The organism is Streptomyces sp. NPDC004051 (genome assembly GCF_053604275.1).
Genome location: NZ_JBSGHG010000018.1, coordinates 66,687 through 91,449, shown reverse-complemented (window position 1 = coordinate 91,449; position 24,763 = coordinate 66,687). Strand labels below are relative to the sequence as shown.

At 69.8% G+C, this 24,763-nt stretch carries 21 protein-coding genes and 2 pseudogenes; 9 read left to right on the top strand and 14 right to left on the bottom strand.

From position 1 onward, the window contains the following. Positions 1 to 85 precede the first annotated feature (85 nt). Positions 86 to 475 (top strand): ArsR/SmtB family transcription factor, encoded by a 390-nt coding sequence (locus ACWEQO_RS20025; RefSeq protein ID WP_361463070.1) that lies wholly within the window; start codon positions 86 to 88, stop codon positions 473 to 475. Positions 476 to 799: 324 nt separating this feature from the next. Here the strand turns inward: ACWEQO_RS20025 and ACWEQO_RS20020 are convergent. After that, positions 800 to 1,147, bottom strand: a pseudogene (locus ACWEQO_RS20020) (superoxide dismutase); the annotation flags it as partial. Between the two features lie 5 nt (positions 1,148 to 1,152). Between ACWEQO_RS20020 and ACWEQO_RS20015 the strand changes: the two are divergent. Continuing rightward, positions 1,153 to 1,719 carry an aldehyde dehydrogenase family protein gene (locus ACWEQO_RS20015; protein WP_452984697.1) on the top strand — a complete coding sequence of 189 codons (567 nt, stop codon included), beginning with the start codon at positions 1,153 to 1,155 and terminating at the stop codon, positions 1,717 to 1,719. Between the two features lie 32 nt (positions 1,720 to 1,751). Then, on the top strand, positions 1,752 to 2,465 hold the full coding sequence (locus tag ACWEQO_RS20010) for an aldehyde dehydrogenase family protein (RefSeq protein WP_452984663.1): 714 nt from the start codon (positions 1,752 to 1,754) through the stop codon (positions 2,463 to 2,465). Here ACWEQO_RS20010 and ACWEQO_RS20005 read toward each other — a convergent pair. The 6 genes from ACWEQO_RS20005 to ACWEQO_RS19980 all read right to left on the bottom strand — a co-directional run bounded on the left by ACWEQO_RS20005 (position 2,360) and on the right by ACWEQO_RS19980 (position 9,224). After that, positions 2,360 to 3,196, bottom strand: coding sequence for an oxidoreductase C-terminal domain-containing protein (locus ACWEQO_RS20005; RefSeq protein ID WP_452984662.1), 837 nt, complete (start codon positions 3,194 to 3,196; stop codon positions 2,360 to 2,362). The genes ACWEQO_RS20010 and ACWEQO_RS20005 overlap by 106 nt on opposite strands. Before the next feature lie 690 nt (positions 3,197 to 3,886). After that, the gene (locus ACWEQO_RS20000; protein ID WP_452984661.1) at positions 3,887 to 5,212 is read right to left on the bottom strand and encodes an MFS transporter; all 1,326 of its coding nucleotides are present in this window, start codon (positions 5,210 to 5,212) and stop codon (positions 3,887 to 3,889) included. Positions 5,213 to 5,412: 200 nt separating this feature from the next. Then, the gene (locus ACWEQO_RS19995) at positions 5,413 to 6,657 is read right to left on the bottom strand and encodes an NAD(P)/FAD-dependent oxidoreductase (RefSeq protein WP_452984660.1); all 1,245 of its coding nucleotides are present in this window, start codon (positions 6,655 to 6,657) and stop codon (positions 5,413 to 5,415) included. Between the two features lie 6 nt (positions 6,658 to 6,663). Next, positions 6,664 to 6,987 carry a 2Fe-2S iron-sulfur cluster-binding protein gene (locus ACWEQO_RS19990; protein WP_364745934.1) on the bottom strand — a complete coding sequence of 108 codons (324 nt, stop codon included), beginning with the start codon at positions 6,985 to 6,987 and terminating at the stop codon, positions 6,664 to 6,666. 36 nt (positions 6,988 to 7,023) lie between these two features. Beyond that, complete coding sequence (locus tag ACWEQO_RS19985; protein ID WP_361455837.1) at positions 7,024 to 8,286, bottom strand: cytochrome P450; 1,263 nt, start codon at positions 8,284 to 8,286, stop codon at positions 7,024 to 7,026. A 23-nt stretch (positions 8,287 to 8,309) separates the two neighbouring features. Continuing rightward, positions 8,310 to 9,224, bottom strand: a complete 915-nt coding sequence (locus ACWEQO_RS19980) for an SDR family oxidoreductase (RefSeq protein WP_452984659.1) — start codon at positions 9,222 to 9,224, stop codon at positions 8,310 to 8,312. A gap of 79 nt (positions 9,225 to 9,303) precedes the next feature. Here ACWEQO_RS19980 and ACWEQO_RS19975 point away from each other — a divergent pair, with 79 nt between their 5' ends. The 4 genes from ACWEQO_RS19975 to ACWEQO_RS19960 all read left to right on the top strand — a co-directional run bounded on the left by ACWEQO_RS19975 (position 9,304) and on the right by ACWEQO_RS19960 (position 13,339). Continuing rightward, complete coding sequence (locus tag ACWEQO_RS19975; RefSeq protein ID WP_452984658.1) at positions 9,304 to 9,732, top strand: HtaA domain-containing protein; 429 nt, start codon at positions 9,304 to 9,306, stop codon at positions 9,730 to 9,732. Beyond that, positions 9,725 to 10,654, top strand: coding sequence for a LysR family transcriptional regulator (locus ACWEQO_RS19970; RefSeq protein WP_452984657.1), 930 nt, complete (start codon positions 9,725 to 9,727; stop codon positions 10,652 to 10,654). The genes ACWEQO_RS19975 and ACWEQO_RS19970 overlap by 8 nt, the downstream gene beginning before the upstream one ends. 337 nt (positions 10,655 to 10,991) lie before the next feature. After that, positions 10,992 to 11,948, top strand: a complete 957-nt coding sequence (locus ACWEQO_RS19965) for an isocitrate lyase/PEP mutase family protein (protein WP_452984656.1) — start codon at positions 10,992 to 10,994, stop codon at positions 11,946 to 11,948. A 5-nt stretch (positions 11,949 to 11,953) separates the two neighbouring features. Then, positions 11,954 to 13,339, top strand: coding sequence for an MFS transporter (locus ACWEQO_RS19960; RefSeq protein ID WP_452984655.1), 1,386 nt, complete (start codon positions 11,954 to 11,956; stop codon positions 13,337 to 13,339). Between the two features lie 29 nt (positions 13,340 to 13,368). On the opposite strand, the pseudogene ACWEQO_RS19955 reads toward ACWEQO_RS19960, so the two are convergent. The 7 genes and pseudogenes from ACWEQO_RS19955 to ACWEQO_RS19925 all read right to left on the bottom strand — a co-directional run. Further along, a pseudogene (locus tag ACWEQO_RS19955) lies at positions 13,369 to 13,857 on the bottom strand (transposase); the annotation flags it as partial. A gap of 301 nt (positions 13,858 to 14,158) precedes the next feature. Beyond that, positions 14,159 to 15,403 carry a formamidase gene (gene fmdA / locus ACWEQO_RS19950; protein WP_452984654.1) on the bottom strand — a complete coding sequence of 415 codons (1,245 nt, stop codon included), beginning with the start codon at positions 15,401 to 15,403 and terminating at the stop codon, positions 14,159 to 14,161. Positions 15,404 to 15,424: 21 nt separating this feature from the next. Continuing rightward, positions 15,425 to 15,706, bottom strand: a complete 282-nt coding sequence (locus ACWEQO_RS19945; RefSeq protein WP_387037397.1) for an FmdB family zinc ribbon protein — start codon at positions 15,704 to 15,706, stop codon at positions 15,425 to 15,427. A gap of 846 nt (positions 15,707 to 16,552) precedes the next feature. Then, positions 16,553 to 16,987, bottom strand: a complete 435-nt coding sequence (locus ACWEQO_RS19940; RefSeq protein WP_452984653.1) for a DUF7144 family membrane protein — start codon at positions 16,985 to 16,987, stop codon at positions 16,553 to 16,555. Positions 16,988 to 17,473: 486 nt separating this feature from the next. Then, a complete protein-coding gene (locus ACWEQO_RS19935) occupies positions 17,474 to 19,252 on the bottom strand; it encodes a cation:proton antiporter (protein ID WP_452984652.1) in 1,779 nt (592 codons plus the stop codon). A 121-nt stretch (positions 19,253 to 19,373) separates the two neighbouring features. Then, positions 19,374 to 20,360, bottom strand: coding sequence for an aldose 1-epimerase family protein (locus tag ACWEQO_RS19930; protein WP_452984651.1), 987 nt, complete (start codon positions 20,358 to 20,360; stop codon positions 19,374 to 19,376). Positions 20,361 to 20,393: 33 nt separating this feature from the next. Continuing rightward, entirely contained in the window at positions 20,394 to 21,200 is an 807-nt protein-coding gene (locus ACWEQO_RS19925; protein ID WP_361455774.1) for an SDR family oxidoreductase, read from the bottom strand. Positions 21,201 to 21,765: 565 nt separating this feature from the next. On the opposite strand from ACWEQO_RS19925, the gene ACWEQO_RS19920 reads away from it, so the two are divergent. Both ACWEQO_RS19920 and ACWEQO_RS19915 read left to right on the top strand, forming a co-directional pair. Beyond that, a complete protein-coding gene (locus tag ACWEQO_RS19920) occupies positions 21,766 to 23,433 on the top strand; it encodes a M48 family metallopeptidase (RefSeq protein ID WP_452984650.1) in 1,668 nt (555 codons plus the stop codon). After that, on the top strand, positions 23,430 to 24,524 hold the full coding sequence (locus tag ACWEQO_RS19915) for a hypothetical protein (RefSeq protein WP_452984649.1): 1,095 nt from the start codon (positions 23,430 to 23,432) through the stop codon (positions 24,522 to 24,524). Before ACWEQO_RS19920 ends, ACWEQO_RS19915 begins: the two co-directional genes overlap by 4 nt. Positions 24,525 to 24,763 lie beyond the last annotated feature (239 nt).

Below are 24,763 nucleotides of genomic sequence, written 5' to 3'. Positions count from 1 at the left end.
ACCCTTCACGGGCGGGCTGGGAAACGACCTCACCATACAGGAATATTTGAACAGGTCTTCATGTATCGCCGCTAGGATGGGCACCATGGGTCACGGAGCCGACGACAGGAACAACGCCACCCCGCGCGAGCGACTGGACGCAGCGGGGGCAACCGACGTCGCCGCGACCCTCCAGGCTCTGGCCACCCCCTCACGCCTGTACATCCTGGCCCGGCTCCAGGAAGGCCCTTGCTCGGTCGGCGACCTCGCCGACTCCGTCGGCATGGAAGCCTCCGCCTGCTCCCACCAACTGCGCCTGCTGCGTAACCTGGGACTGGTCTCCGGCGAACGTCACGGCCGCTCCATCGTCTACTCGCTGTACGACAACCACGTCGCCGAACTCCTGGAGCAGGCCCTCTTCCATGTGGAGCACCTGCGGCTCGGCCTGCGCGACGCCCCCATCTCCGAGGCAGCGCCAGCCGCGAACCGGCGATAAGCAGCCGCGTCCGGGTGTAATACTGGCGGGCTCGCGTATTCGACTGTCGCCGATACTCGGCGGAGCCCAGCCTGCTGGGGTCCGCCGGGTCACTGAGTGCCCTGGGGAGCGGGCGGGTCGCCGTGTGTTCGGCCCGAGGTGGCCGGGCGCAGGAATCACGGCGCCGTAAGCGCCGGCCAGTTCGAGCGCATCCAGGACCTGTGTGCAGGGGCGGGTCCCGGACATGGCGGAAGGGCCCCCGGCCGAGTCGTCCCGGCGGTTTCTAGGGGCCCTTCCTTGTGCCGCCTGCCGGTGAAGGGTGAGAAGACGATCACGAGCAGGACGTCATGCGGCCGCTGCGGTCAGGGGGGCCAGCAGCAGCACATCCGTGCGGGACTTCGCGGCGGCGTGGCGCTTGGCCACGTCCTGCCAGTCGACGACCTTCCACATCGCCTCGATGAAGTCGACCTTCTGGTTCTTGTACTGCAGGTAGAAGGCGTGCTCCCAGGCGTCGAAGACCAGGATCGGGGTCGAGCCCTGGCCGACGTTGCCCTGGTGGTCGTAGACCTGCTCGACGATCAGCCGCCCGCTCAGCGGCTCGTACGCCAGCACGCCCCAGCCCGACCCCTGGGTGGTCGCCGCCGCCTTGGACAGCTGTGCCTTGAAGCCGGCGAAGGAGCCGAAGGACTCGGCCCGTTCTGCGGTGGGCACGAGGGAAGCGGGATCATCTGTTCAAGCCGCGCGAGAGGGCCGCACATCTGCTGCGGATGGCCGAGATCATGGAACGGCGCAAGCCCGAGATACTCGATCTGCTCGTACGCGAAGCAGGATCCCCGCGCGCGATGGCCGAGCCGCTCCAGTTCCGGCTGTGCATGGAGCACTTCGCCGACATGGCCGAACGGGTGGTCGCCGGCCATGAGCCGATCCGCGCCATTCCGCCGGTCGTCGGGCACAAGGTGGGCCAGGGTGTCGTCATGGAGGAGGCGGCGGGGGTGGCGTCGCTGATCACGGCGTTCAACTTCCCCTTCCACCTCAGCCTGATGAAGCTCGGCCCTTCGCTCGGCGCGGGCTGCACCGTCGTGCTCAAGCCCTCCGAACTCACCCCGCTCGTGGGCCTGATCCTCGGCGAGATCGCCGACGAAGCCGGACTGCCGCCCGGCGTACTCAACATCGTCACCGGGGACGCCGAGGCCGGCACGGAGCTGAGTTCTCATCCGGCGGTCGACGTCGTCAGCTTCACCGGCCTGGGCGGGTCGGCAAGCTGATCCTCCAGCAGGCCGCCGACACGGTGAAGAAGGTGGTGCTCGAACTGGGCGGCAAGTCCGCGGGCATCGTGTTCGCCGACGCCGATCTGGACGCCGCCGCGCAGTCCGTCGTGATGAACATGACTCTTCACAGCGGTCAGGCGTGCGTGCTGCAGACGCGGACGCTGGTCGAGGAGTCGGTCCACGACGAGCTGGTCGAGAAGGTGTGCGCCCTGCTGGCAGGCATCAAGGTCGGCGACCCCTCCGACGCGACGACCATGATGGGCCCGGTCATCAGTGCAATGCAGCGCGATCGGGTGGAGAACCACATCCGCAGCGGTTCCACCGAAGGAGCCCGCCCGGCGTTCGGGGGCGGCCGCCCCGCCGGCCTGGACGAGGGCTTCTACATCGAACCGACGCTCTTCGTCGACGCCCGCAACGGCATGACCATCGCTCAGGAGGAGATCTTCGGCCCGGTCGGCACGGTCATCCCGTTCCGGGACCAGGACGAGGCCGTCCGCCTGGCGAACGACACCGAGTACGGCCTCGGGGCCGGTGTCTGGTCACGTGACCCGGTCAAGGCATACGGGGTGGCCCGGCAGATGCGCGCCGGTTCTGTCGACGTCAACGGCGGCACCGGCGGAAACAACACCTTCGGACCCTATGGCGGTTTCAAGCAGAGCGGCTTGGGCCGTGAGTTCGGCGAGTCCGCCTTCGCGGAATTCCTTGAGACGAAGTCGATCGGCTGGCCGGCCATCTCCGTCTGATTCCGTCCCGCATGACTCCATACCCGAGCGGCCCGCCGACGTCCTGGCGTCGGCGGGCCGCTCGGCGTTGCGCGTAGGCGGAAGAGCACATACGACGTCGCGGCCGGGCAACGTGCCCGGCCGCGATCCGCAGTGTGGGACCCGGCTGTCGGGAGGCCAGGAAGGACTGCAACGGCCTTGACGTGTCGGCCGGTTCTTCGGGGGTCGATCTCCATCGACCGGTCGACCAGCACCTTGCCCTGGGCGAAGTCGGCGGCGGTGTCGACGCAGTCGAGCGCGATGACACGCCCCTGCGCGAGACAGACAGTGGTAAAGGCGCCGTCGGCCGGGTCTCCCCGCAGGATGACGGTGTCGTGCCCGGTGAACACCCCCACCGTCTTCAGCTTCACGTCGTACTGGTTCGACCAGAACCACGGCACCACACGGTACGGCCGCGGGTCCCCGAGCAGATCGGACGCCACCGCCTTCGCCTGTTCCGTGGCATTCTGCACGGACTCCAGCGACTGTCCGGTGTAGCCGCCGTCGGCCCACACCCGCGTGATCCGCCGGTGCCGCTCGCCGAACCGGGCCGGCAGATCCCGGCCGGACACCGATGCCGCTGTGACGGTCACGGCCAACAGCAGCCCGAGCGTGTCCACCACGATGTGCCGCTTGCGTCCGTTCACCTTCTTCCCGCCGTCGTACCCCCGTGTCGCGGCAGGCACCGACGCGGCGCCCTTGACCGACTGCACGTCGATGATCCCGCGGTGGGTTCCGGATCGCGGCCGGCCACAGTCCGGAGGCGATCGCGCAGCCGGTCGTGCAGTTCACGGACTCAGCCCTTGTCGCGTCAGCGCCGCCAGAATGCGTAGACCCGGTCTCACGCAGGGAGGTCCGCGGGCATCGCCCGCACGTGATACCGCCCGCGACCAGGTACCGGACCGCATCGGCCATCTGCCGGTGGCAGTAGCCCTCCGGCCGGCCGCCCCTGCCCTCCGGCCATCCCGGCACTGGCAGCGACGTGCGGGCCTCGGCCCACTCCGCGTCCGTCATGTCCGACGGATACTTCGGGCGCCTGTGGGGCCGGTCGGCGGCATTGCCGTACACATGCGCGAGGCAATCACACGACAGCGCAACCGAGTCGGACCCAGCGGGCAGTGACACGGGAGACTGCGGCAGCAGGGCCTCCTGTTGCTCATGGACTTCGACACCCACGAGCTGTACAGGAGGCCCTGCCCTCATGCCCCTGCCATGGGAGGATCACCCGACCGAGCCGCCGCAGTCGAACCCACGCTCGCCATGATCGGTACGACAATGGCTTCCGAGGAGGCCCGCCGACGAAACCGACTCGGAGGAACCCTGCACGAATACCGACATGCCGCGTGAGCAGGCCGGGTGATGTGTCGGCGCCCGCAGTGCCTCTTGGTATTTTCCCGGAGCAGTTACTTGTTCTCAGCAGGCGTTGTCGGCGCCGGCGTGACAAGCGCGCCGGCGGCGTCATTTCCGGCCCCGCTGTCGTGACGCCCGTTCTTCCGGCCCATGGCACGGAACACCAGGAGCAGTGCCGCGGACGCGAGGTAGCAGGCAGCTCCGAGGATGCAGGCACCCAGGTAGGACCCCGTGGAATCGATGATCCAGGCGAAGGCGAAGGGAACGCCGATGCCACCCACCGCCGTGGCCGCCATGGCCAGGGCGAACAGGGTCGCGAAGTCCTTCTTTCCGTACTCGTCCAGGATGAAGTAGGCCGCGATGTCACCTTCCGCTCCCTGGCTGAACGCGACCATGAGGGCGGCTGCGCCCACGACGATCAGCGGGAGCGCGGACACCTGGGTCAGGGCCAGGGCGCCGAGGCCGGAGATCGTGAGCACGCTGACGGCCACCGCGTACTTGTTGGTCAGGTCGAGCAACACTCCGGCGCCGAGGCGACCGGTGATGACGCCCACGGTGAAGAGGGTGGTGATCGAGGTCGCCACTACAGGGGTGAGTCCTCCGTCCAGCAGGATGGGCTGGACGTTGGAGAGGAATCCGTTCGCTCCGCCTATAGCCACGGTGCAGGAAAGGACGAGAACCCAGAACCGCGCGGTCCGCAGAACGCTCGGCTGTGCGTGGCACTCACCCCGCTGACGGGACTTGGCCTCGTCCCTGACCGGCGCGAGCGGGGGCTCCTTGATGCCGAACAGGACGTTGGGCAAGGAGACGAGGAGCGCGAAGGCTCCCAGGGCGAGGTAGCCCATCCGCCAGCCGTAGGTGTAGATCACATAACTGACGACGGGGATGGCGACGAGCGGCATGACCGCACCGCCTGCTCCCACCAGGCCGAAGGCGGTTCCGGCACTCTTGCTGAACCAGTTGGCGACGGCTCGGTTGAAGGTCACCGCATAGGCGAAGGACCCGAACAGTCCGATGCCGGCCGCGACCCCGTAGAAGGTGAGATGGTTCAGGGGCATGACCGCGAACAGGACGAGGAGCGCGCTGAATCCCAGCAATCCCAGGACGGCGGTCGAGCGCACACCTTTCCTGTTGAGTCTTCGACTCACCAATGGCCCGCACAGTGCGAAGAGTCCGGAGAGCCAGGGGGAGATCAGCACCTCACGCGTCGACCAGCCCGTCGCTTCGACCGTGGGCGCCACGAACACGCTCGCCGTGGTCAGGAACAGGACAGGCCCCGCCCCGTACCCGATTGCCGCCGTGACGGCTGTTCGCCCTCCGGAGCGCCATTCCGACTGCTCGGCTATCGCACTCTTCGCAGGGGTTTCGACGTTCGACATTGAACCGCCTTTTGTGATCGGAAAGTTGATCAATTGCAGTACGGCATCGCTGTGTCGGGGTGACGACCGAGCAGCACCGGGGCCGGCGGGTCTCGCGCTCTTCGGCCCTGGCGGGTGGAGGCCGCCCGGTCGCTTCCCGCGTCAGGCCGGAAACGGAATCCGCGACGAAGCGACGGGGCGGTGGTGATCGGATCTGTTCTTCAGGAGACGGCTGCCCGGCTGCGCTTGACCAGCGTGCCGAGTGGAGCCGAGGTGTCGGCGAATTCCTCCGCTGTCACGGCGCCGCCGGCTGCGAGCAGCGCCTTGACCATGCTGAAGTCGCGTGGTGCGTCGACGCAGTCGGCGGCGATCAGACGACCGTCCTTGAAGTACCCGACGACGAGGGGTCCGTCGCCCTGGTGACGGGGCACTTCGTGGTCGAACCCGGTGAGGATCCCGGCGGTCTGCAGGCGCACGCCGTACTGGTTGGACCAGAACCAGGGCACCCCGCGCCGGGGCGGTTCGGCGCCGCTGAGGTCGGCGGCGACGAGCCGGGCCTGCTCGGTGGTGTTCGGCACGGATTCGAGGCGTACGACAGCGCCACCGGCGAACTCGTTGGGCTGAGCCGCGATGTCACCGATCGCATAGACGTTCGGCAGGCTGGTACGGCAGCGCGCGTCGACGAGCACCCCGTTGCCGGTTGTGGCACCCGCGGCGACGAGCGGGGCGACGAGGGGTTCGACGCCGATGCCGACGATCAGGACGTCCGTCGGAAGGGTCTGTCCGTCGGTCAGGGTGACCGAGGTGACGACGCCGTCCGTGGTGCCGAGTTCACTCACGCCGGTACCGAGGATGACGCGGACTCCATGGTCTTCGTGCACGCGGCGCAGGTGTTCCGCGATCGTCGTGCCGGCGACGCGGGCGAGCAGCCTTTCCTGCAACTCGACGACGGTCACCTGCTTGCCGAGCTCGGCGAGTGTCGCCGCGGTCTCGAGCCCGATGTAGCCGCCTCCGATGAGCACCGCCCGCCGGGCGTCGGCCGCGAGTGTCCTCAGCCGCCGCGCGTCTTCGAGCGTGCGCACGGAGAGGACGTTCTCGGCGTCGGCACCCGGTATCGACAGGACCCGCGCCGAGGCGCCGGTCGCCCAGACCAGGTGGGTGTAGCCGATCTCCTCGCCGCTGTCCGTGGTGACCGTCCGCGCCCCGGGGTCCACCCGCGTGACGGTCGTACCCGTCACCAACCGGGCGTTCCCCTTGGACCAGTAGTCCTCCCGCCGGAGCAGGAGGTCTTCGTCGCGCACCTCACCCAGCATGTACCCCTTGGACAGCGGGGGACGCTCGTAGGGCCGGCAGTCCTGGCCGTCCAGAATGCCGACGCTGCCGTCGTAGCCGGACTTCGCCAGCTGTCCCACGAGCGCCACACCCGCGTGTCCGGCACCGACGATGAGGACGTCGAAGTGCTGCACGGCGGCTCAGGCTTCCCCGGTCGCGACGGTCACGGTGATGCCGTCGAGCTGGGCGTCCAGCTTGAGCTGGCAGCCCAGGCGGCTTTCGGGTCGCCGGTCGTCGAGGATGTCGAGCATGACCTCTTCGTCCCAGTCGACTTCGCCGAACTTCTCGCGTTCGCCTTCGCCGACCCAGACGTGGCAGGTGCCGCAGTTCATCTCGCCGCCGCACTCACCCTCGATACCGGGGATGTCGTTGTTGACGGCGGCCGTCATGATGTCGTCGCCGGGCGTGAACTCGACGACGTGGCGAGCGCCGTCGCGCGGCGTGATGTAGGTGATCTTCGGCATGGTTGTTCTTTCGGTCCGTGTGGTGCGGGTGGGGGTTCAGGCGGCGGTCGGCGTCCGCGCTTCGAAGGCGAGGGGAAGCGTGGAGAGCCCGGTCGTGTTGGTGGAGTGCACCCACTCGACGTCGCCGGCGAGACGCATGTCGGGCAGGCGCTCGAAGAGCCTCTGGAGGAGGATCTTGAGTTCGAGCCGTGCGACGTTGCGGCCCAGGCAGAGGTGCTCGCCGTCACCGAAGCCCAGGTGCGGGTTCGGGTCCCGGGTGATGTCGAACTGGTCGGCGGTGGGGCCGAACACCGTCTCGTCGCGGTTCGCGGAGACGATCCAGCCGACCACCCAGTCGCCCTTCTTGATCTCCTTGCCGCCGATCTCCAGGTCCTTGGTCGCGACGCGGAGGCGGTTCTTCGACGGGGTCACCCAGCGGATGATCTCCTCGACCGCGGTCTTGGCGACGGCGTCGTCCTGGAGCAGGGCAGCCTGCTCGGGGCGCCTGATGAGCTCCATGATGGCGACCGCCGCGGCGTTGCGAGTGGTCTCGAGTCCGCCGGCGACCACGCTGAAGCCCATCCAGCCGGCCTCTCGCTCGCTCAGCAGTTCCCCGCGGTAGTCCTTGTTCGCGATGAGACTGGCGAAGTCGTCGGACGGGTTGCCGCGGCGCGACAGCACGTGCGCGGAGATGTAGTCGTACAGGCTGCCCATGGCGTCGGCGATGACCGCGTTGTAGTCCGCCGCGTCCGGGTCGCCGAAGCGGGGGTCCTCGGGGTGGAGCATCTTCAGCGTGATCGCCCGCACCGTGTCCCAGTCCTTGTGCGGGATGGCCATCAGGTCCAGGAACAGGCGCACGGGCAGCAACGCGGCGATGTCGCGCACGCCGTCCGCGGTGCCCTTGGCCGCGATCTCGTCGATGATCTCGTCGACGATGCGTTCGCAGTCGCCGTGGAACTTCGCGACGGCGGGCACGCTGAAGTGCGGGTTGAACGGGCGGCGCAGGACCGCGTGCTCCGGCGGGTCCTTGACGACCAGCTGCACGTCGTAGCCCATCTTGTACCGCTCTTCGTCGGTGAGTTCACGGCCCGCGGGCGGGATGTGCGTACCGGCGGAGCTGCTGAAGTTCTCGGGCTCCTGCAACAGCCGCAGGCAGTCCTCGTAGCGGGTGAGCGTCCAGAATCCGCGCTGGTAGCTGGGCGCGTCCGTCCAGTGGACGGGGTCGTCGTGGCGCAACTGCTTGAGCGTCTCGTGGAAGTCGGTCCCGGCGAAGAACGCGGGATCCACGAGCTTTTCGTCGATGTCGGCTGGCAGAGTCATGTTCTGTCCTTTTCTGCGCTGGTTCACAGGCCGCGGTAGCCGCGGATCCACAGGTTCTTGCGCTCTTCGAGCTGGTCGGCGGGCGCCGGGTGGGTGATGCAGTACGGGTCGTTGTGACGGATCGCCTCGACCACCTGCTTGCCCACGTTCTCCGGACCCTTGGGCTGGTTGTGGAGGAAGTCGAACGTGCGCACCTGCTGGTAGGCGATCGCCGCGGTCAGGTCGTCGTCGGTCTGCTGACGGCGGACCGCCGTGCTGGTCTCGCCGATGTTCGTGGTGATCAGCCCCGGATACAGGACGGTGATGCCGAAGTCGTCGCCGTGGTCGACGAGTTCCTCGCGAAGGACGTCGCTGAGTCCGTCGACGGCGTGCTTCGACGCGGTGTAGGGGGCGTGACCGGGGCTGGTCGACAGGGTCGCCAGAGACGACGTGTTGACCATGTGCTTGTGACCGTCCTGTTCGCGCATCCGGGACAGGAAGGCGAAGACGCCGTGCACCACGCCGAAGTAGTTCACCTCGGTCATCCAGCGGAAGTCGGCCACGCTGGCGTTCCACACCGCGCGAAACGGCCGCCAGGTCACTCCGGCGTTGTTGCAGAGCACGTCGACGCGGCCGAACTCCGAGAACGCCGTGTCCGCGAGGGCTTCCACGCTCTCGTACTCGGTGACGTCGACCACCTGCGCGCGGGCCGTCCCACCCGTCGCGACGATCTCTTCGGCGACCGACGCAGCGGCTTCGCCGTTGATGTCGGCGACGAGGACCTGGGCGCCCAGCCGTCCGAACTCGAGGGCGATCGAGCGCCCGATACCGCTGCCCGCACCCGTGATCACCGTGCCTGCCCCGGTGAAGTCGAAGTCCGCCATGAGATCGCGTCCGTTCCCTCGTGCTGTCGTTTCCTCGTCGACGCCGGCTTCCAGCGGATCGAGGTTGCTCGGCACTGTAGGCAGGCTTACGCATGCTTCACCAGCATGTAGGATCGGATTTCAATGCACATAATGAATAGCGAGGAGTTCGGTCGTGAAACTGTGCTGGTCGATCCGCCGGAGTTTCGAGCGCTACGTACTCGCCGCCGGCGGCACGGTGAGCTGCGGGGACGGCGCCCGGCGTGAGGGTGACGTGTTCGTCTTCGACGGAGAACGCACGCCGGAGGGCTCCTACCGCTTCACCGGCAGCGTGCACTTCGAAGCGCACGGGGGGTTCCTGGACGTGCTGATCGCCGACCTGATGGTCGAGCACGCCGACGGTGAGGCGCGGCTGACGGTCGGGGTGTCCCCCGGGCCGGGCGGCCGCCGGGTCCATCTCGCCCGCGTCGTCGACCTCGCGGGGAGCGAGCCGGCCGTGGCGGACCTCCGGCTCACCGTCGAGGGAGCGCGACTGCTGGGGGACGTCTACGCGCCGGGAGATCTGCTCGACCCGCTGCGCATCGAGGGCGGCGGCGATGCTTGACTTCGTCAAGCTCCAGCAGTTCGTCGTGCTGGCCCGCCACGGCAGTTACACCACCGCCGCGGCCGCCCTCCACGTCTCGCAGCCCACGCTGACACGCAGTGTCCAGAGCCTGGAGAAGACCCTCAACGCCCGACTCCTCGACCGAGGACGCAACGGCATCGAGCTGACGGAGATCGGCATGGAGTTCCTGCACCATGCCGAGGATCTGCTGCGCCACGCCAACAGCATCGAGGCCGACATCTCGATGCGCGCACGGGGCATCCGCGGCCACGTGAACGTGGGGGCGGGGCCGGCGATCGGCGGGACCATCCTGCCCGGGGTCATCAGAGAGGTACTCGCCTCCGAACTGGAGATCTCGGTGCGTACCGTGCTGTCCCAGGCCCACACGATGTACTCGATGATCCTCGACGGGAGTCTGGACTTCTTCATCTCCCGGGAACCCAATCCAGGGTGGACCGACAAACTGACCACGGTCGTGCTCGGCTATGCGCGGCCGGACTTCTTCGTGCGCCCCTCGCACCCCCTCCTGGCGCAGCCGTCCGTGGCGTTCGCCGACCTGGCGCGGTTCCCCCGCATCTGCGGCACCGCCTGGAACGAAGTGCTCTCCACGTTCGCCCCACCGGAGCTGGCCCGCGACCTGTTCGCCTCGATCGAGGTCGACGACTTCGGCATCATGTCCCACCTGGCGCATGAGGTCGACGCGGTCCTGATCGCGAACAGCGCGGCCCCGACCCCGGGACTCGTGCGCCTCGACGTCGACCGGGGTGACGCGCTGCCCGCCACGGCCGTGACACTCAATCGCCCCGCCCACCGGACGCTCTCACCCGCGGTGCGATTCGTCATGCAACTCACCGTCGACCGTGCCCGTGAGTTGTACTCCGCCCACAACATGCGGACGGACTCCGTCGAAGGCTCGGGGTGACCGGTTCCATGCATGAGATGGATCGAAACAGGCTCCACATTGCATTGGCGTAATAACTCGCTCCGCCCGTAGTGTCGTTGACGAACCAATGCCCAGAAGGGGCGATCCCTCGCCGCACGGCGCGGCGCGCCCACCGGAGCGACCGTATCGGGCGCGACCGACAGTCACGTGCTCAGCCCCTGCCCCGGGAGCAGCGGCGAGCAGTGCGGTCGCCGCGATTCATCGCCGGGCTCACCATGCGTCGCGCGAACAAGCCACTGCTCGGTAACTCGCTACCGAGGTGCGGCCGGCCGACGCCCCGTGGCGAGCATCCGGCCGAAAGGAGAACGCACCCATCATGTCCGCCACCGAGAAGAAGACGACCCGGCTGCGCGCCTTGTTCGAAAGTCCACAGACGACGATCATGCCGTTCGGGACGCTGCCGATGCACGCCCAGATGGCGGAGCGGGCCGGATTCCCGGCGTTCGAAGTGTCCGGCGGTATGAGCACGTGGTGGGTCGGCGGCGTCGCCGACGTCGGCTGGCTCACCATGAGCGAAGTGGTCGCACACTGCAAGACCATCGCCGACTCGGTCGACATCCCGGTCTTCTGCGACGCGGACACCGGGTACGGCAGCGCCATCAACACCCGGCGCACCGTGCAGGAGTTCATCCGCGCGGGCGTCGCCGGCATCCACCTCGAGGACCAGGAGGAGCCGAAGAAGGCGGGCGGACAGGCCGGCATCAAACTGGTGTCGGACGCCGAGGCCATCGGACGTTTCAACGCCGCCGTCGACGCCCGCGACGAAATGGACGAGGACTTCGTCATCGTCGCCCGCACCGACGGGTACGGAGCGGAGGGCGGTGGTCTGGAGGAGGCGATCCGGCGCGGCGTGCTCTACCGGCAGGAGACCGGCGTGGACGTCATCTTCTACGAGGGGCTGCGCTCCTGGGAGGAAGTACGCATCGCCCTCGCCGAGACCCCCGGACCCGCGTACGCGATCGCTTCCCGGCATGCCGGGCCGACCCCGCCGATCGCGCAGCTGAGCGAATGGGGGCAGGCGATCCAGATCGCCCCGTTCATCCTCCCCGGCGTGCTCGAGGTGTGGCGGCTCCTGCTGGAGCTGCGCGAATCCGGTGAGCTCGCCCCGATCGACGCGTACAACTCCGCGGCCTTCTCCCGCGCCGGGCAGCCCGACTACGTCGGCTTCGGTGACGCGTTCATCAAGCCCAGCTACGAAGACGTGCGCCGGTGGGAGGAGATGTACTACCCACCCGAGAAGCAGCGCGACTACGAGAACACGATCCACGACTGATTGCGGTGGCTGCAAAGCTCCGGCGCGGCGACCGTGCAGCGGTCGCCGCGCTCGTGTTCGGCTGCCTGAACGCCAGTCTCGTCCAGACCATCGCGTTTCCCCTCCAGGCCGAGTTGCCCGACCTGCTCGCACAGCCACGCGAGGTCACGGCATGGGTCGTCACCGCGACCGTCGCCTCGGCAAGCGCGTTCGCACCCGTCAGCGGGCGGCTGGGAGACCTCTGGGGCCGCAAGCGTGTCGCGCTCGTCCTGGTCGGACTGCTCGCCGTCGGCTCACTCCTGGCCGCACTGGCTCCTGGCGTCGGGGTGCTCATCGCCGGCCGTGCTGTGCAGGGCGTCGCGATCGGCCTCATCCCGCTCAGCATGTCGATCCTGAAGGAGATCCTCCCTGCGCACAGGCTCGGCCCCGCGCTGGCCCTCGCTTCCGCGACGATGGGCATCGGTGCCGCGTTCGGGATCCCGCTCGGTGCAGCGCTGAGCGAGTGGGCCGGATGGCGCTCGATCTTCTGGGCGAGCCTCGTGTTGTCGCTGGTCGCCGCGCCGTTGATCGCGGTCGCCGTCCCGGCCGCGGAGAGTCGCGCACCTGGCAGGTTCGATCTCGTGGGTGCGACCACCAACGTCGTCGGGTCAGCCGCGCTGCTCATCGGCATCGCCGAGGCACTCACCCTCGGATGGGACTCGCCGGTCACCCTCGTCCTCGTCATCGGCGGCGCCGTCTGTCTCACGCTCGGCTGGCTCGCGATGGCACGCAATCCCTCACCACTCATCGACGTGCGCGTCTCGCTGCGACCTCAGATCCTGCGTACCAACGTGCTCTCACTGCTCATCAACTTCGCGACCATGACGACCATGGTCGTCTTCCCGCAACTGCTCGTGCTGCCCGCCGGCTCCCCGGCCGGGTTCGGTCTCGGTCCTCTGGCCGCGAGCCTGATCATGATGGCGAACGGGGTCTCGCAGGCGATCGCCACTCCCTTCCTCGCCCGAATCCTGCGCCGGGTCGAGCCGCGAACGGCTGCTGCCGCGGGCGCCGCCATCGTCACCGTCGCCATCGCCGTCGCGATCGTGCCGACGAGTCCGCAGAGTTTGTTCGCCGTCAACATCGTGGTCGGCGCGGCCTTCGGGGTCGTGTTCGCCATGATCCCGCAGATCATCATGTCCGCGGTGCCTGCCCAGGACGCGGCGGCGGCCAATGGTCTCAACGCGCAGATCCGGATCTTCGGGACCGCCGGCGCCGCCACCGTCGCCGGCGCGCTCATCGCCACCGAGTCGAACAGCGGTGTGCCGTCGGCATCGGGCTTCGCCCTCTCGCTGGGCATCGCGGCGGCCGCGAGCGGCCTCGCCACGTTGCTCAGCCTGCTGATCCCTGCCCAGCGCGACCGCCATGGCTCCTGAGTCGTTCCTGTACGCAGGCCGGATCCGCCGGTAGCGATGCATACACGAGCCACCGCCCCGGCCACGACACGGCGTTCCTCGTCCGCGGCCCAGTCCTTCGGCAGATACAGCGCCCGGTCGATCACCACCCGCACCGACGCGGTGCCCGCGGCCAGGCGCACGGCGCCCTGACACAGTCCGACGCCTTTGATCGCACCGGAGTACTGGCGGCCGGCGCCAACACAGTCGGTCGAGGACTTCGCGTCCCCGGTCTCGTCCGCGACCAGCACCACGTCCTGACCCGCACGTTCATGAATGACCAGGCGGGCGATCTCCTCCCGGGCCCGGTCATGGTCGAACCACGCCCGTGACAGTAGGTGCTGCAGCCGGTGCGGTCCTGGATGCCCCAGCGCCGACGGTCCGCAGCCGCGCACCGGGCTCTGGCAGCAGGGCCGGGGCAGGGCGTCGATGATGGCGAGCAGCAGGTCGCCCTCGTGGAAGCAGGCGTCGAGCAGCGGCTCCTCGATCAGCAGGCGCACGGCGAGGCGCGGGTGATGTCGTCGGTTCGGCCGGGGCTGAGGGTGACGTGCCGCAGCGTGCGCCGGCGCTGCTCGGGCTCGGCAGCGGCGCGCTCGCCCAAGGCCCGAACGCTCCGCACGAGGGTGGCGAAGGCACGGGTGTCCGTCCGGCCTGCTCACGCATGCAGCGGTTCATGCCGCTTCGCGTAGATCATTTCGCTGAGAAAACGTCACTCGTCGGCTGTCCACCAGGGTGCACCCGAAGCAGCCGGGTTCCGCTGCTTCGGGTGCACCTCGGATCCCGGGTGTCCGGAAAGCCCGGCTAGCTCGTGCGGGCGCAGCTTCCCCGATCGGCGCGCTGTGGCCCGTCGCCGGACGGGCGGATGTCGAAGTCGAAGATGGCGGTGGGCAGATAGAGCGTGGCGCAGGAGTTGGGGATGTCGACCACGCCGCTGAGGCGGCCTTCGATCGGGGCGGCTCCGAGGAGCAGGTAGGCCTGCTCACGTGAGTAGCCGAACTTGGTCAGGTACTCGATCGCGTTCAGGCAGGCCCGCCGGTAGGCGACGTGTGAGTCGAGGTAGCGCTGGCGGCCGTCTTCGTCGACGGAGATGCCGACGAAGGTGAGGAACTCGCTGTAGCGCGGCTCGACGTTGCCGGGGTAGAACACGGGGTTCGTCGTCACCCCGTAGGTCTGCATGCCGCCCTTGATGAGGTCCACGCCGAGATCGAGGTAGCCGCCCATCTCGATTGCGCCGCAGAAGGTGATCTCGCCGTCGCCCTGGCTGAAGTGCAGGTCACCGGCGGACAGTTTGCCACCCTCGACATACACCGGCAGGAAGATCCGGGCGCCGCGGGTGAGGTTCTTGATGTCCTGGTTGCCGCCGTTCTCGCGTGGCGGCGCGGTTCGTGCCGCCTCCCGTGCAGCACGCTCGAACGCTTCGCCTTCCAGCGTGCCGAGGATTGCCCTGTGCGGCTCCGGCGGCAACGCGAGCGGGGGCACTCGGTCGGGATCGGTCGCGATGAGCTCGGCCTCCCGGGCGTTCCACCGACCAAGCAGGTCGTGCGACGGGGCGGTGCCGATGATGCCCGGGTGGGTGATGCCGGTGAAGCGCACGCCGGGCAGGTGGCGGGAGGTCGCGATCTGCCCGTGGAAGTCCCAGACCGCCTTGTACGCGTCCGGGAAGTGCTCGGTGAGGAAACCGCCGCCGTTGGACTTGGCGAAGATGCCCGTGTAGCCCCAGCCCTGGCCGGCGGCCGGCCCGGTCTCCTGCGGGACGGGGCCGATGTCGAGGATGTCGACCACCAGCAGGTCACCGGGCTGCGCGCCCTCGACGGCGATCGGTCCGCTCAGCGGATGGACCATCGAGAGATCGAGGTCGCGGATGTCGTTGGCGGAGTCGTCGTTGTGAACCGTCCCGTCGAACCACTCCCGGCATTCGAGGCGGAACTCGGCGCCGGGCCGAACGGTCGCCACCGGCGGGATGTCGGGGTGCCAGCGGTTGTGCGGCGGGACTGCCTGGTCGTAGAACGACCGGGACTGGTCGACGCTGAAGAGCACTTCGGGCATCTGTCGCTCCTTGCCTGTGGGTCACGGCCTCGGGAGGCGTGCGTGCAGTGGATTCGGCGGATGAGCATGACGCCGGGGTGGTGCGGGCATGCGGTGCAGCACCGTCGGCTCGTGCGCGCTGGCCTCGGCGGCGTCGCGCGCCCGTCGCAGGGCGGAGCGGGGCGAGGTGATGGCGGGCGGGGCGTACACACGCGTCGCCGCCCCGCCGCATGTGGCGCACGTCGGCTCGTGTACCGGGGCGTCGATCGGACGGACGACCTCGAACACGCCGCACTGCCCGCACGCGTAGTCGTACCTCGCCATGGGAGAGCCTCCGCGTCACATTCGGGGCGGACCGGGGGTGTGACGGCGCCGGCCGTACTTCCCCACTGCCGCTGAAGCAATTCGTGGTGGTTTAAGCATAATGATCGTTCAGCGGTACAGCTGAACGACTCGGTGTGGGGTAACTCCGTCGGGTATGGCGGCGCGCAGATGGGGGGCGCGCCGTGTTCGACAGGCCCCACAGGGGTCGACGACCTTGCCGGTGGCCGCTTCCGGTGCGGTGAACGGGGCGGTGGTGCACTCCGAGGCAGTCTTGGGTCTGCCTTTCGGGGCTCCCGGGCCGCGGCGGCAGAATCGGGGCATGGCGAGCCGGCGCCTGGACCTGGGGCTTCTCGTCGCAGCAGAGCACGACGCGTTCTCCGGGTGGGTGGGAGTGTTGCCCCGCCGTGGTTACGCCGATCGTGTCACTGAGGTTTTCTCATTGACACCCGCCCGCGTCCGCAGGGCGTTCAGAAGCCTGCACGCGAAAACCGGGGCATCGGTCGGCGCACCGAAACTCACCTGTCCCGGGCCAGGTCGGCCACCGGGTGCGAAGAACCGCCGCCCGGCTCCCCGTCATGACGTGGGCAGAGTCCTCGCCGCCGGCGAGGCGTTCAGCCGTCCCGCCCACCACGAGGTCGGCACGAAGCGGCGCCGAACCGGATGAATGACAAGCCGAGTGGGCCTTCACGCCGCCCGCGCTGCTCCCCGGGCACGGACCGGCTGCCCCGGCTCGGTGCGCGCCGCCGACACCGAGCGGGCAGTGTGCCGGGAGGGGCGCCACCACAGGCACGACAACCGCCGCGAGCCGTGCCCCCGATGCGGCAATGTCCTCCGGCCCGCGCTGCGCTACACGCGTGCGCCGTGCACGTGCCGCGGCTCGGCCAGCAGACCGTAGATCACCAGCACGGACACCGCCATCGTGAGCAGAGACCAGAATGGGTAGACCGGAAGGAAGATCATCTGACCGACGAGACAGAACACTGCCAGACAGATGCCTGTCAGCCGCGCCGCTCTGGAGCCCACGAGCACGCCGATACCCGCCAGGGCCATCACGATGCCGATGACGACCCAGATCCAGCCCCAAGCCGTGTAGTTGAAGATGAGCAGCCGGTTGCCCCCGGAATAGACGGCCGAGTAGTAGCCGTGATTGAAGATCGCCACGAATCCGTTGAGCAGGTTGAAGAGGGCGCTGACCAAGAGCAGGATTCCGGCGAAGGCCACCCAGTGCGATCGCTCCATCGGAGGCACGGAACCGGCTGGTGGAGAGGTGTGTCGCTGCATGGGACCCATGAGATGCAGCACCACCGCAGGCCCGCAATCGGTAGGGGCCCGTGAGTGTTGCGCGGCCGCCTGTGCTCTCGGGCGACCGGCTCGTGGGCGCCCGCGGGCCGACGGCCCTGTCCGCGGCTCCGGGAGGCGCCCGTGCACGGCCTGCCGGACAGTGGATTGCGTCGGAACCTTTGGGAGGGGACGGTCATGGACCGCTCTCCCCCATCGCCCACCACGGCCTGATGGGCGATCTGCAGACCGCCGCCTGGTGTCAGCAGTGCCGGCTGTGGCGCTGCGCAGCTCGTCGCGCCTCCGCGCAGGCGCAGCGCTGGACGAGGACGGCGGTCACGCCCGCAACCGGCGCATGCCGAGCGGGCCGCGCCCGACGGGCCGTGGCCGGGCCCCGGGGGGGGCCACGCTGCCTGGGCAACCTGCTCGCTGAGACGGGCGTGCGGGTACTTGGGGCGGAGCTTCGGACAACCGACAGCCGAAGCCGGCCTACTCCGGCGGGCTCTCGGTGCCCCGCGCGCCCGGGACCAGCAGGACGGCCGTGTCCCCCGGCCGGGACAGTGGTGTACTGCCTTCCGTGACCGGATCGAGGCGGCCGTCCCGGCGCACGAGGAACAGCAGATCGCTTCCTGGCCGCGGGACGTCGCAGGCGGGCTGCCCCAGCACGGCTGCCCCGCCCTCGTACCTGCGGGAGAACGTCGGCCAGGTCAGATCCGGGCCGAACAGAACCTCGCCACCGATGAACGGCGCCACCACGCCGTGACTGTCGGCCGGTGCGCCGAGACGGTGGACCGTACCCTCCACGCTGCCTCGCAGAAGCACCGCCGCCAGGGCGTTGAAGTCGTCCTCGGCGGTGAGGAAGTACACCGCCGTGATGCCCTCCAGCTCGGCGACCCCGCCCGTGGCGGCGCCCAGCAGCTCACCGGGCGCGAGCTCGACCCCGGCCTGCCGGATACGTTCGCGCTGTTGCTCTTCCCCTGCCCACATCAGCACCTCCAGCCCCGCTGACTTCAGGGCCACGCCCAGGTCGACCACCCAGGGGTCGCCGCCGACCAGCAGGGGCCGCGAGCGGGACGGGCGCACCACGCCCAGGCGCCGGGCGACGGGAGAGGCGGTCAGGCCGTAGAGCGTCACGGTCGCGACGATGACCACGAACGTGGCCGGAAGGATCTTCGAAGCGCCGCCGATCCCCTTGGCCACCAGACCCGCCGAGAACGTCGAAGCCGTGGCGGCCGCGACGATACCGCGCGGCGCCATCCAGCCGATGAAGCCCCGCTCGCCGCGTGTCAGTTCGGTGCCGAGGGTGGACACGACCGCGACCATCGGCCTGACGACCAGTACCAGGAAGGCGGCGAGCCCGAGCGCGGGCAGCCACACATGGCGCAGCGAGTGCGGGGTGACGGTGGCCGAGATCGAGATGAAGAGCAGGCCGAGGATCAGGCTGACCAGGGTCTCGAAGAAGGGCCGACGCGCGGGTACGTCCATGCTGGGGAGGTTGGCGACGGCCAGGCCCATCACCACGGCGGCGATGAGCCCCGTGTCGTCGCGCAGGACATCGCAGAACGCCGCCACACCGATCACCGCGGCAAGCTGCGCCGTGGTGCCGAGGACCTCGCCGAGCCGCAGCACCCGGAACAGCACCCACAGCAGAGCCGCCCCGACCGCTCCTCCGGCCGCTCCGATGCCCATGCTGACGAGGAAATACTCCACCCCACCGCCGAGGCGGTGGCGCGAGCCGGCCACGACCCCGTGGAAGACCAGTGTTCCCAGGACGCCGCCGACCGGGTCGATGAGGGAGCCTTCCCAGATCAGGAGGCGCTGGAGGCGGTCCTTCGGTCGCACGAAGCCGAGCAGCGGTCCGACGACCGTCGGCCCCGAGACCACGAGGATCGCGCCGATCATGACGGCCGCCTGTGCGGACATCCCCAGCAGCGGCGCGGCGAGGAGCGTGCCGAGCAGCCCGGTGACCGGGACACCGATCCAGATCAGCCGGAGGACGACGCGGCGGGTGTGGCCCTTCAGTCTCGCCAGGTCCAGCCCGAGTCCGGCGTCGTACAGGATCACGGCGACGGCCAGCGACACCAGCGGTGAGAACGCCGCCCCCAGCAGCCGCTCGGGGTCGACGTCGTCGATCAGCGCGCCGGCGGCGAAGCCCACCGGCAGCAGGACGATGAGGGCGGGGATGTTCAGGCGGTCGGCCAGGATCTGCGATCCGACGGCCAGGACCAGGATCAGGCCCACGCCGATGAGCACCTGGTCCGTCGTCACATGCGGCCCTTCCGGTGCGGGGTGGTGGGACGAGCGGGTGCTCTTGCCGGCCGGCCGCGCGGCCGGCCGGGCCGGACCTCCGCCGAGTGCCGCGTGAAGGTCGGACGCCGTGACGGCGTCGTCACTCCCCCCACGGCGTGATCCCCCAGCGGACGGTGTGCTGCTCGCCGGGGCCGAGGCCGACGAGCCCGGTGCCGCTGCGGAAGGCATCGGGTGGGCAGGTCGTCGGCTCGATGGCGACCGCGCGACGGCACTCCCCCGGCGGGAGGGTGTCGCCGGTGTAGAGCTGCACGTGGTCGGCGCCCTCACCGAGCCACACGTCCGCGCCGAACGCACCCGACGGGTGGGCCAGGCGCACCACGGCCCGACCGTCCGCGTCCCGGTCGAGGTCGCCGAAGGGGGTGTCCAGCCGGAGCGCACCGACAGCTCGTGGCGTTCGCAAGTCGTACTCGGTCCCGGCGACCGGCTCGGCGGCGACCGGCAGGCCGCGCTCATCGGTGCGCAGCCATGTGCGTGCGGGGACGGTCAGCACGGCCTGGTCGACGAGGGCGGTGCCCGCGGTGACGTAGGGATGCTGGCCGAAGCCGTAGGGTGCGGTGCTCGCGTCGAGGTTGTGCGCGGTGACGGCGACGCCGAGCCCGCTCTCGCCCAGGGCGTACTCGGCGCGGACCTGGAGGTGGAACGGGTAGCCCGGCTGCGGCCACAGCGAAACCTCCAGGACGGCGCGGCTGTCGCTCGCCTCCACGACCTGCCACGCGACCCACCGGAGCAGCCCGTGGATGGCGTTGTTGCCGGTCGGCTCGGTGAGCGGCAGCTGCAGACGCTGCCCGTCCCAGGGGTAGCGGCCGTCGCGGACCCGGTTGGGCCACGGCACCAGGATCTGGCCGCGCCCGCCGGTGATCCGGTCCTGTTCGGCGAATCCGTCGATCACGGTGCGCTCACCGACCGCGTATGACCGAAGGGCCGCGCCGAGCTCGACGACGACGGAGAAGGCGTTGGGGGCGTCGATCAGCTCGGAGACCGGCCTGATGCCCGGCTCGAACGCCTCGGGTTGGAGGTCGAGGCCCCGGATCGCCCACGAGAACAGGAAGGTCACGAGGATGGCCACCCTGTGGGGCGTGACGTGATCCTGCACCGGGGATCAGCCTCCGGTGGCGAAGCCGGGGAAGAGCGTCATCCCGCCGTCGACATAGAGGGTGCTCCCGACGACGTAGTCGAGCAGGTCGGACGCCATGGCGACGACGGCGTTGGCGATGTCGTCCGGGTCACCCACGCGGCGGTACGGGATGAGGCGCAGCAGGTCGGCCTCGGCCTCGGGGGTGGACCAGGCGTCGCGGTTGATCGGAGTGCGGATGGCGCCGGGTGCGATCGCGTTGACCCTGATCCGTCGGGGGGCCAGTTCCTGGGCGAGGGTCTGCATCAGCATGCCCACACCGCCCTTGGAGGAGGCGTAGTTCACGTGCCCCGACCACGGGACGATCTGGTGGACCGAGCTCATGCAGATGATCTTCCCGGCCGACCGGGACACCTCCTCCACGACGCCGCGCCGGATGAACTCCTTGGCGGCCTCCCGCGCGCACAGGAACTGGCCGGTCAGATTGACATCGATGACCTTCTGCCACTGGGCGAGAGTCATCTCCGCCACCGGCGCGTCCCGCTGGAGGCCCGCGTTGGCCACCATGATGTCGATGGTGCCGAACTCCTCGACCATGCGCGCGACCATGGCGGTCACCTGGTCCTCGTCGGAGACGTCGGCCTTGTGGGCGTAAGCCCGGACCCCGAAGCCCTCGATCTCCGCCACGACCTTGTCGGCCTCGTCCGCACCGACGACGTAGTTCACCACGACGTCCGCTCCGGCCCGGCCCAGGGCGACGGCGGTCGCCAGGCCGATGCCCGAGTTGGCACCGGTCACCAGCGCCTTCTGGCCCCTGAGGAGCTGCGCGGGCATCGCCCCACGGTCCACGTCGTCATTTCCTGCCACCACGGTCTCCCCTTCTGCGTTGCGGACGGAAACCCTCGGCCACCGGACGACGCGCAGAAGAACGGCTGGACGTCGGCCGGCCCGTCAGGACCGACACAGGAGCCGTCGCACACCCGGCCCTCCGACGAAAGCACCCTGCGTCGCGGGGGGAACGTACCGGCGCGCAACGCAGCCGCACTTCGGCCGGGCACGTCACGCGGTCGGGCTACGAACTGCTCCAGAACCCCGCCCGGACCCGACCTCGACCCGCGCGAGGTCAAAGACCTGGCCATCCTGTCCTTCGTCAAGGACAAGGCCGACGTCGCTCTGCCCGGGCCACCGCTTCGTCCGTCCCGGGCAGGTCGGCACCGACCGGCCTGTCATGGACGCGCCTTGCGCGTCAACCCCCCGGTAGGCGATACTCCGCTTTCCCCCCACCACCGCTGATCACGACCGTCCGTGAGCCCGCCTCACACCGGCCGCGATCAGTTGCGGCACCCGTGTTGCCGCACCCGTTTTCGTCAACCGGACATCCCGTGGGGGCCCCTGCCCAATGGGCGCGACCTTGCGCGCGCTGCGCGCTCTCCTGCTGCTCGCCGGCTTCTATCTGCTCGGCTTCCTGCTGCTGGCGGTGCTTGCCGGCATCGACTACCTGCTGTATCTGTACGTCCCGCCGGGCCTCGCGGCGAAGCTGTACCTCATCTCCGTGCTGCTGGCGATTCCGCTGGTCCGCGGTCTGTTCATGCTGCGTACCCCGAAGGCCGAGGAGGCCCCCGGCCTGCCCGTCACGGAGGCCGACGAGCCCGTGCTGTGGCGCGTCGTACGGGAGCTGGCCGACCGGATCGGCACCCGCGCGCCATCCCGCGTCCTGCTGACGCCGGACGTCAACGCGGCCGTCGCCGAGGACGTCCGCCTGCTCGGCCTGCTGCCCGGCCCGCGCCGCCTCCACCTCGGCGTGCCTCTCCTCCAGGGGCTGACGGAGGCCCAGCTCAGATCGGTCCTCGCGCACGAACTGGGCCACTATTCCAACGCCGACACCCGCCTCGCCGCCCTCACCGTGCGCGGCCGCGCCCAGATCCTGCGCACCATCGGGCACTTCGAGAGGCTCGCCGGGAAGACCGCGGCACGCGAACAGGCCCGGCAGGAGAAGAAGAACGCCAAGGCCGCGGCCAAGGGCAAGAAGACGAGCGAGGTCGAGACCCGGCACCCAGGCGTCACCTACCGCACGATGGCCCGGATCTACACCGGGTACGCCAAGCTGTACCTCCGCGCCACGCTGGCCGGCGCCCGCGGCCAGGAGTACGCCGCCGACGCCGCGGCCGCCCGGATCGCCGGCAGGGACGCCACCGCCTCGGCTCTGCGCGAGATCCCGGTGCTGGACGCCGCGTTCGCCTTCTACACGCACCACTACGTCGTCCTGGGCGAGGACGCCGAGCTGCTGCCGCCGCGCGGTGAGGTGTTCGGCGGTTTCGGCCGGATGCTGAGCGCCCGCCAGCTGGAACTGGCCGGGCTGCGCACCGAGCTGTCGACCGAGCCCTCCTCGCCGTACGACTCCCACCCACCGATTGCCGACCGCGTCCGCCGTATCGAGGCGCTGCCCGCCGACCACCGCACCGACGAGGGCAGGGGCGCCGCCCTCGGACTGCTGTCCGACCCCGAACGGACCCTGGCGGCCCTGGAGGACGCGGTCCTGACGGAGGAGGTGCGGCGGTTCCGGCGTACGGCCGACTGGCCGGAGCTGCTCAACGGCTCGATGTCCAACCGGCTCGCGGGCCTCGACACCCCCCTGCACCGGGCCCTGGCCCGGTACACCAAGGCGCGCCCGACCCTGCCCGCGCTGCTCGACCTGATCGACGACGGCCGGTTGTGGCAGCTGGCGCGGCGGCTGCCGCTGTCCGACGAGGCGGTGGCCGCGAAGGGGCGCGCCTTCCGGGAGTTCGTGCGACCGGCCCTGGCCGAGTCGTTGCACCGCATGGTGCTGGCCGAGTTCAGTGCACACAGCCGGCTGCACTGGGAGTTCTCCTGGGATCGGGGGCCGACCGCGCGGCTGCTGCCCACGCCGGGAGAACCGGCACCGCCGTCCGACGCGGCTCCGAGCGACCTGATCGGCCCCGCCGTGGGAGCCGCCGTCGCCGACCACCCGGACACCGGCCCGCTGCGCGCCTTGCTGCCCTCCACTCCGACCGATCCCGCGAACCGAGAAACGGACAGTCCACGATGACCGTAGTCCTGTGGATCCTGGCCATCCTGGCCGTACCCACCCTGATCTTCTTCGGGTGGCTGGCCTGGGTGTTCCTCAAGGAGTTCTTCTCCCCGAGTCATGCCGAGGACGCCGCCGCCGAGGCGGCCGAGAAGCTCGGTCTGCTGCCCGCCGGCCGACAGAACACCGAGTACGCCGGCCCGCTGCCCGCGGGCTGGGAAGCGGCGCTGAGCCGCGTGGGCGGCGGTGACTGGCACGCGGCGGCCGAGCTGCTGCGGGGCATCGGGCGGGACTGGGACCGGCGGTCGAAGGCCGTCGGGGTGCTGGGCAAGCTGGCGGTGGAGGACGACACCTGGCTGCTCGCCTGGGAGGCCGCCCACCCTGATGACCCGGACGCCGCCGTGGTCCGGGCCAGCAGCACGATCACCCTCGCCGGGCAGATCCGCGGCGCCAAGCGGGCCAGCCACACGACGGAGGAGCAGTTCGCCGGCTTCCACCGGATGCTGCACCGCTCCCGCGACGAGATAGCCCGGGCTGCGGCGCTCAACCCCGACGACCCCACGCCGTACGTCACGGAGATCTCGGTGGCGCTCGGCCTGGGCTACCCGCACTCCGAGATGGACAAGCTGTGGACGGAGATCACCGCGCGCGCCCCGCACCACTACGAGGGGCACTGGCAGGCGCTCCAGTACTGGTGCAAGAAGTGGCGCGGATCCGAGCGGCTGGCAATGGAGTTCGCCGAACAGGCCGCGGCGAAGGCACCGCTGGGCAGCCTGCTGACCGTGCTCCCGCTGATCGCCCACTTCGAGCACGATGAGTCGGACGACGCCGAGGTCGACCGCACGCCCGAGGTGGTGGCGCGGGTGGACGCGGGCCTGGCGGACGCCGCCGCGGCCGACCCGACCCATCCGCGGCTGCCGGAACTGCGCCACCTGCTGGCGTACTACCTCTCGCTCCAGGACCGGGACGAGATGGCGATCGAGCAGTTCCGGCTCGTGGACGGTCATGTGAACGCGCTGCCCTGGTGCTACCGGGGCAGCGGCGCCGACATGACGGATTACTACTGCAAGATCCGCAACTCGTCGGCGCAGGTGGTCGCCGCCCTGGACTGACGACGGCCGGAATGCGGGGGCGGCGCTCAATCGTTCACCGAGTGCCGCTCCCCGCTCCGTCCCGGCTCCGTGACCGGGCTGCTCGGCCCCGACGGCTCCGGCCGGTCGACTCACGGGCCTTCTTCCGCCGGGCGACGTTCTCCGCCTCCAACGGTGTGGGCGGTTCCGTGGGCACCTCCGCCCGGCGGTCCCGGGGCCGGCTCGCCCTGGCGGTCCGGGCCCGGTTCCACGGGGTTTCG

Coding starts and splice junctions, on each gene's coding strand:
- ACWEQO_RS20025 (WP_361463070.1), top strand. CDS start 86: ATGGGTCACGGAGCCGACGACAGGAACAACGCCACCCCGCGCGAGCGA.
- ACWEQO_RS20000 (WP_452984661.1), bottom strand. CDS start 5,212: ATGTCGAACGTCGAAACCCCTGCGAAGAGTGCGATAGCCGAGCAGTCG.
- ACWEQO_RS19990 (WP_364745934.1), bottom strand. CDS start 6,987: ATGCCGAAGATCACCTACATCACGCCGCGCGACGGCGCTCGCCACGTC.
- ACWEQO_RS19985 (WP_361455837.1), bottom strand. CDS start 8,286: ATGACTCTGCCAGCCGACATCGACGAAAAGCTCGTGGATCCCGCGTTC.
- ACWEQO_RS19970 (WP_452984657.1), top strand. CDS start 9,725: ATGCTTGACTTCGTCAAGCTCCAGCAGTTCGTCGTGCTGGCCCGCCAC.
- ACWEQO_RS19965 (WP_452984656.1), top strand. CDS start 10,992: ATGTCCGCCACCGAGAAGAAGACGACCCGGCTGCGCGCCTTGTTCGAA.
- fmdA (WP_452984654.1), bottom strand. CDS start 15,403: ATGCCCGAAGTGCTCTTCAGCGTCGACCAGTCCCGGTCGTTCTACGAC.
- ACWEQO_RS19945 (WP_387037397.1), bottom strand. CDS start 15,706: ATGGCGAGGTACGACTACGCGTGCGGGCAGTGCGGCGTGTTCGAGGTC.
- ACWEQO_RS19940 (WP_452984653.1), bottom strand. CDS start 16,987: ATGCAGCGACACACCTCTCCACCAGCCGGTTCCGTGCCTCCGATGGAG.
- ACWEQO_RS19925 (WP_361455774.1), bottom strand. CDS start 21,200: ATGCCCGCGCAGCTCCTCAGGGGCCAGAAGGCGCTGGTGACCGGTGCC.
- ACWEQO_RS19920 (WP_452984650.1), top strand. CDS start 21,766: ATGGGCGCGACCTTGCGCGCGCTGCGCGCTCTCCTGCTGCTCGCCGGC.
- ACWEQO_RS19915 (WP_452984649.1), top strand. CDS start 23,430: ATGACCGTAGTCCTGTGGATCCTGGCCATCCTGGCCGTACCCACCCTG.